Consider the following 6385-nt stretch of genomic DNA (forward strand, 5'->3'; position numbering starts at 1 on the left):
TTTCTCGGAAAATTTGCTCAAAACCATGAACATGATGATTGAAGTGGATATTCTACTAATCAAACAAATCGAACTAAAATATCTGTCCAAAATCAAAAAATTATTATATTTGCTAGCGGTAGATGGTCCCGTGGCTCCTAATGTCAGTCAATTGGCTACTGAAATTCAGACATCGCGTGCTACGGTGATGAACTACATAAAATATTTGGCAGATTCGCGGCTCATCAACATGGTTTACCCCAAAGGAGAAAGTTTTCCCAAAAAACCAGCTAAAATCATGATGCACAACACGAACCTGATGTATAGCATTTATCCGGTAAAGGTAGAAGAACAAGACGTGCTTGAAACTTTTTTTGTCAACACATTGTGGAAAGACCACAAAATCAATAAAGGAGACAAAGGCACCTCTTTCCTTGTGGACAATACACTGCATTTCCGGATTTGTGCAGAAGGAAGCAAATATAAAAGCAATCCGAACATATACTATGCCATGCATAAAATGGAAATAGGACACGGCGACCAGATACCTTTGTGGCTATTTGGATTTTTGTATTGACAATAACGATTTTATTACTTCATATTTAATTAGTAATTGTATGACTAAACAAAAAAAATTCATCACTTGTGATGGTAACCAGGCTGCAGCACATATTTCATATATGTTCTCAGAAGTTGCAGCTATCTACCCTATCACCCCGTCATCTACAATGGCTGAATATGTAGACGAATGGGCTGCCGCAGGTCGTAAAAACATCTTCGGCGAAACTGTTTTGGTTCAGGAAATGCAATCTGAAGGTGGTGCTGCCGGTGCAGTACACGGATCTCTTCAGGCTGGTGCATTGACAACTACTTATACTGCTTCTCAGGGTCTTCTGTTGATGATTCCTAACATGTACAAAATTGCAGGTGAATTCTTGCCATGCGTATTCCACGTTTCTGCACGTACACTGGCTTCTCACGCATTGTGTATCTTCGGTGACCACCAGGACGTAATGTCTTGCCGTCAGACTGGTTTCGCTATGCTTTGTGAAGGTTCTGTACAGGAAGTTATGGATTTGGCCGGTGTAGCTCACTTGTCAACAATCAAGTCTCGTGTTCCTTTCCTGAACTTCTTCGACGGTTTCCGTACATCACACGAAATCCAAAAGATTGAAATGCTGGAAAACGAAGACCTCGCTCCGCTGGTAGACCAGAAAGCTTTGGCTGAATTCCGTGAACGTGCACTCAGTCCTAACAAACCGGTTGCTCGCGGTATGGCTGAAAACCCGGATCACTTCTTCCAGCACAGAGAATCTTGCAATCCGTTCTATGAAGCAGTTCCTGCTATCGTAGAAGAATATATGAACGAGATCAACAAGATTACAGGACGTCACTACGGCTTGTTCAACTACTATGGTGCTGAAGATGCTGAACGCGTAATCATCGCTATGGGTTCTGTAACTGAAGCTGCTCGTGAAGCTATCGACCACTTGGTAGCAAACGGCGAAAAAGTTGGTTTGGTTTCTGTACACTTGTATCGTCCGTTCTCTGCTAAACATTTCTTGGCAGCTGTACCTAAGACTGCAAAACGCATTGCAGTTCTTGACCGTACAAAAGAACCGGGTTCAAACGGCGAACCTTTGTATCTTGACGTCAAAGACTGCTTCTACGGAAAGGAAAATGCTCCTCTTATCGTAGGCGGACGTTATGGTCTGGGTTCTAAGGATACTACTCCTGCTCAGATTCTTTCTGTATACGAAAACTTGGCATTGCCGACTCCTAAGAACCACTTCACTATCGGTATCATAGATGACGTTACATTCACTTCTCTTCCTCAGAAAGAAGAAATCGCTTTGGGTGGCGAAGGTATGTTCGAAGCTAAATTCTACGGTCTGGGTGCTGATGGTACTGTAGGTGCTAACAAGAACTCTGTAAAAATCATCGGTGACAATACCAACAAATACTGCCAGGCTTACTTCTCATACGACTCTAAGAAATCTGGTGGTTTCACTTGCTCTCACTTACGTTTCGGTGATCATCCTATCCGCTCTACTTACTTGGTAACTACTCCTAACTTCGTAGCTTGCCACGTACAGGCTTACCTGCACATGTATGATGTAACTCGTGGTCTGCGTAAGAACGGTACATTCTTGCTGAACACTATCTGGGAAGGCGAAGAATTGGCTAAAAACCTGCCGAACAAAGTGAAGAAATACTTCGCAGAAAACAACATCACTGTTTACTATATCAATGCAACTAAGATTGCTCAGGAAATCGGTCTGGGTAACCGTACCAACACTATCCTGCAGTCTGCATTCTTCCGTATCACTGGCGTAATTCCAGTTGACCTGGCTGTAGAACAGATGAAGAAATTCATCGTGAAGTCTTACGGCAAGAAGGGTGAAGACGTGGTTAACAAGAACTACGCTGCCGTTGACCGTGGTGGTGAATACAAACAATTGACTGTTGATCCGGCATGGGCTAACCTGGAAGTTGAAGCTGCTGCTGCAAACAACGATCCGGCATTCATCAACGAAGTTGTTCGTCCTATCAACGCTCAGGATGGTGACTTGCTGCCAGTATCTGCATTCAAGGGTATCGAAGACGGTACATGGCATCAGGGAACAGCTAAATACGAAAAACGTGGTGTAGCTGCATTCGTTCCGGAATGGAATCCTGAAACTTGTATCCAGTGTAACAAGTGTGCATACGTTTGTCCTCACGCTGCTATCCGTCCGTTCGTACTGGATGCTGAAGAACAAGCTGGTGCTAACTTCCCGACTCTGAAAGCTGTAGGTAAACAGTTCGACGGCATGACATTCCGTGTACAGGTAGACGTTATGGACTGCTTGGGTTGCGGTAACTGTGCTGACGTTTGTCCGGGCAACCCGAAGAAGGGTGGCAAGGCTTTGACTATGAAGCCGCTTGAAACTCAGTTGGCTGAAGCTGCTAACTGGACTTACTGCGCTGACAACGTGAAGTCTAAACAGCACTTGGTAGACATCAAGGCTAACGTGAAGAACTCTCAGTTCGCTCAGCCGTTGTTCGAGTTCTCTGGAGCTTGCTCTGGTTGTGGTGAAACTCCGTATGTGAAACTGATTTCTCAGTTGTTCGGTGACCGTGAAATGGTTGCTAACGCTACTGGATGTTCTTCTATCTACTCTGGTTCAGTTCCTTCAACTCCTTACACAACTAACGAAAAAGGTCAGGGTCCTGCTTGGGCTAACTCATTGTTCGAAGACTTCTGCGAATTCGGTCTGGGTATGGAATTGGCAAACAAGAAACTGCGCAACCGTCTGGAAGAAGCTATGAAGTCTGCTATCGCAAACGAAGCTACTCCGGCAGAATACAAGGAAGCATTCCAGGAATGGATTGACGGCCGCAACGATGCTGATAAGAGCAAAGCTGCTGCTGAAAAGATTATTCCGTTGGTAGAAGCTGCAAAAGACAAGTGTGCTGCTTGCGCTACTATCGCTGAATTCAAAGATTACCTGGTAAAACGTTCACAGTGGATTATCGGTGGTGACGGTGCTTCTTACGATATTGGTTACGGAGGTCTTGACCATGTAATCGCTTCTGGCGAAGATGTAAACATCCTGGTATTGGATACTGAAGTTTACTCTAACACTGGTGGTCAGTCTTCTAAGGCTACTCCGCTGGGTGCTATCGCTAAGTTTGCTGCTTCTGGTAAACGCGTTCGCAAGAAAGACCTGGGTATGATTGCTACTACTTACGGTTATGTTTACGTAGCTCAGATTGCTATGGGTGCTGACCAGGCTCAGACTTTGAAAGCTATCCGCGAAGCAGAAGCTTATCCAGGTCCATCATTGGTTATCGCATATGCTCCATGTATCAACCACGGTTTGAAAGCTGGTATGGGTAAATCTCAGGCTGAAGAAGCTAAGGCTGTAGAATGCGGTTACTGGCACTTGTGGCGCTTCAACCCGGCTCTGGAAGAAGAAGGTAAGAATCCGTTCTCACTTGACTCTAAAGAACCGAACTGGGAAGGCTTCCAGGATTATCTGAAGGGTGAAGTTCGTTTCGCATCTGTAATGAAACAATACCCAACAGAAGCTGCAGACTTGTTCGCTGCTTGCGAAGACATGGCTAAGAAACGTTATGCTTCTTACAAGCGTATGGCTGCAATGGATTGGAGCGAAGAAAAAGCTGAATAATTTATTTTAGCATATAATCAACGAAAAACGGCTGCCTGCAAAGGTGGCCGTTTTTTTAATTACAAGCTTTTTCTTATGTTTGCATTGAATTATCAACAACGAAAGCTTTATGAAATACCTAATTGTTTCCGACATACACGGATGCCTTCCCGCATTAGAAAAAGTCCTGCAGTTTTACCAGACACATCACTTTGATATGCTCATTATTTTGGGAGATATATTGAATTACGGACCACGTAACGGACTTCCAGAGGGCCTCAATCCCAAAGGCATCGCAGAAAAATTAAATGAAATGGCAGGAGAAATCGTAGCCATACGAGGAAATTGCGATTCAGAAGTAGACCAGATACTACTGAATTTCCCTATTTTATCTGATTACACATTGATTGTAGATAATGGTAAGAGGTTATTCCTCACCCACGGACATATCTACAATGAAGAAAAGCGCCCACAAAATGGATATGATGCCTTTTTTTACGGACATACCCATTTGTGGAAATTGGAAAAAACAACAAACGGCATCATCTGTAACACAGGCTCCATCACTTTCCCCAAAGGAGGAAACCTTCCCACTTTTGCCGGTTATGAAAACGGAAAAATCACTATATACCATCTAAACGGCGAAAAGCTGAAAGAACTTCAACTATAACAACCAAAAAGGCATAAAAAAGGCTGCCGACCAATCGTAACCCATAACAGACAATACATACATTACGATTCGGAAGGCAGCCACTCCCCATCTTATTTAATTATAGTAATAGACAAGATTTATTACAATTCAGAGAGTGGTTTTGGCTTTCCACCCAAAGGGAAAGAGATTCCTAAGAAACCATTTACCGATTTAGAATTACCTCCAAAGAACATATAGTCAGTTCCTACAAATAACGGACCCAACTTCACCGCTAGACCAATTGACTTACCGCTTGCTTGAATCGGAGAGTAACTGATAGCTGCATTCAGCCAGTTTTTCGGACGGAACGTAGCCAAGAATGTCAATTCATTCAAGGTTTTCGGCTCTGCAAAACGAGCAGTGTACATAGCACCTACACTCAACTTATTATTCAACAAACCATATTCTCCAGCCAGCAACAATGTAGAATACAAATGAGTTTTTGTTTTTACTTTTTCGGATGAGCCTTCTTCAAAATCAAAACGTTCAAATGACAAAAAATCACCACCAATATACCGATCGTAGTTATTTGCATCAATCGTTTCATCAGCTTTCCCACTTACCGTAGCTACAGTTGTTTCACTTTCCTTCCATTTCAAAAAACCTAAATCAAGAATAGAAGCTGATACGGTCAAATTATCCCAAACTTTATAACTAGCTCCTAAATCAATACCGAAACCTGAACCAGCAATGCCTAAATCGCTTGCATCCAATTCAAAATTATCAATCATCCCATTATTATCAAAAGTCATACCTCCCCCTTTCAAAGTGGTAATTACATTACCATCAGCCGAATAGCTGTAATGTGCTCCATACCAATCAGAAGGAGAAAGTTCACCACGAGATTCATAATTCTGATTATTCATATAATTAGGATTCGGAACATCCAAATTTAAATCAAACTGATTGATATTCATTTCTGCACGAGCCAGTCCCAACAACACTTTCACACGTCCACCCACTGTCAATTTTTCTGTAATCCGGCGAGAATATCCTAAACCAATCTCAGCGTATGCCTTCAAGTTTAATGTCTGATTAGACAAATTATAGCTTTGGTTAGTTCCTGCCACATCTTCCAATGAAAAACCATTCATCGTACGCATCATAGAAAACATGTCTTTTGCCAATGTAGCACCAAAATCAGTACGTAAACCCACATTGAAACTCCAGAAACCTTTTCCCCTATACCAACCAAAAGAAAGAATATCCGTATTCAGGTTTACATTCATGCGGTTATCCGCTTTCAAACAATTGAACAAAGCGTCATTAGAATACAAATCACTTCCTGAGTTTATAATATCAATAATGTCACTTGTCCCTAAGACATTGGAAGAAGCAGACATATTGAATGAACCTATAACAGGAATATTAAAATAACCTTTCGTAGGCTGTAAACCCGGATTTAACTGCAAACGGGCACTAGTTCCTTCCATAAAATAAGAAGAACGCAAATACTGAGCTTGCGCCGATCCCCCTAACATTATCATGCTTCCCAACAGAAGCAAACCTTTACTTCCCAATCTTCCCATAGTGTATTTTATTTAGTAAATTTTAATGCAAA

3 protein-coding genes and 1 pseudogene are annotated in these 6385 nt (G+C 42.3%); 3 read left to right on the forward strand and 1 reads right to left on the reverse strand.

Annotation, left to right across the window (positions count from 1 at the left end):
- From ACMJ0U_RS09045 to yfcE, 3 genes and pseudogenes are all read left to right on the forward strand, one after another.
- Positions 1-556, forward strand: a pseudogene (locus ACMJ0U_RS09045) (ATP-binding protein); the annotation flags it as partial.
- 40 nt (positions 557-596) lie between these two features.
- Positions 597-4154: a pyruvate:ferredoxin (flavodoxin) oxidoreductase gene (nifJ, locus tag ACMJ0U_RS09050; RefSeq protein ID WP_417129644.1), complete on the forward strand. Its 3558-nt coding sequence runs from the start codon at positions 597-599 to the stop codon at positions 4152-4154.
- Between the two features lie 109 nt (positions 4155-4263).
- Positions 4264-4803, forward strand: a complete 540-nt coding sequence (gene yfcE, locus ACMJ0U_RS09055) for a phosphodiesterase (protein WP_417129645.1) — start codon at positions 4264-4266, stop codon at positions 4801-4803.
- A gap of 122 nt (positions 4804-4925) precedes the next feature.
- Here the strand turns inward: yfcE and ACMJ0U_RS09060 are convergent, their stop codons facing one another.
- On the reverse strand, positions 4926-6353 hold the full coding sequence (locus ACMJ0U_RS09060) for a DUF5723 family protein (RefSeq protein WP_417129646.1): 1428 nt from the start codon (positions 6351-6353) through the stop codon (positions 4926-4928).
- Between the last annotated feature and the right edge of the window lie 32 nt (positions 6354-6385).

This window comes from Phocaeicola sp. (genome assembly GCF_048170425.1).
In the GTDB taxonomy this organism is placed as follows: Bacteria; Bacteroidota; Bacteroidia; order Bacteroidales; family Bacteroidaceae; genus Phocaeicola.

Excerpts from the sequence above, each read along its gene's own strand:
- ACMJ0U_RS09060 (WP_417129646.1), bottom strand. The coding sequence starts at position 6,353 with ATGGGAAGATTGGGAAGTAAAGGTTTGCTTCTGTTGGGAAGCATGATA.
- yfcE (WP_417129645.1), top strand. The coding sequence starts at position 4,264 with ATGAAATACCTAATTGTTTCCGACATACACGGATGCCTTCCCGCATTA.
- nifJ (WP_417129644.1), top strand. The coding sequence starts at position 597 with ATGACTAAACAAAAAAAATTCATCACTTGTGATGGTAACCAGGCTGCA.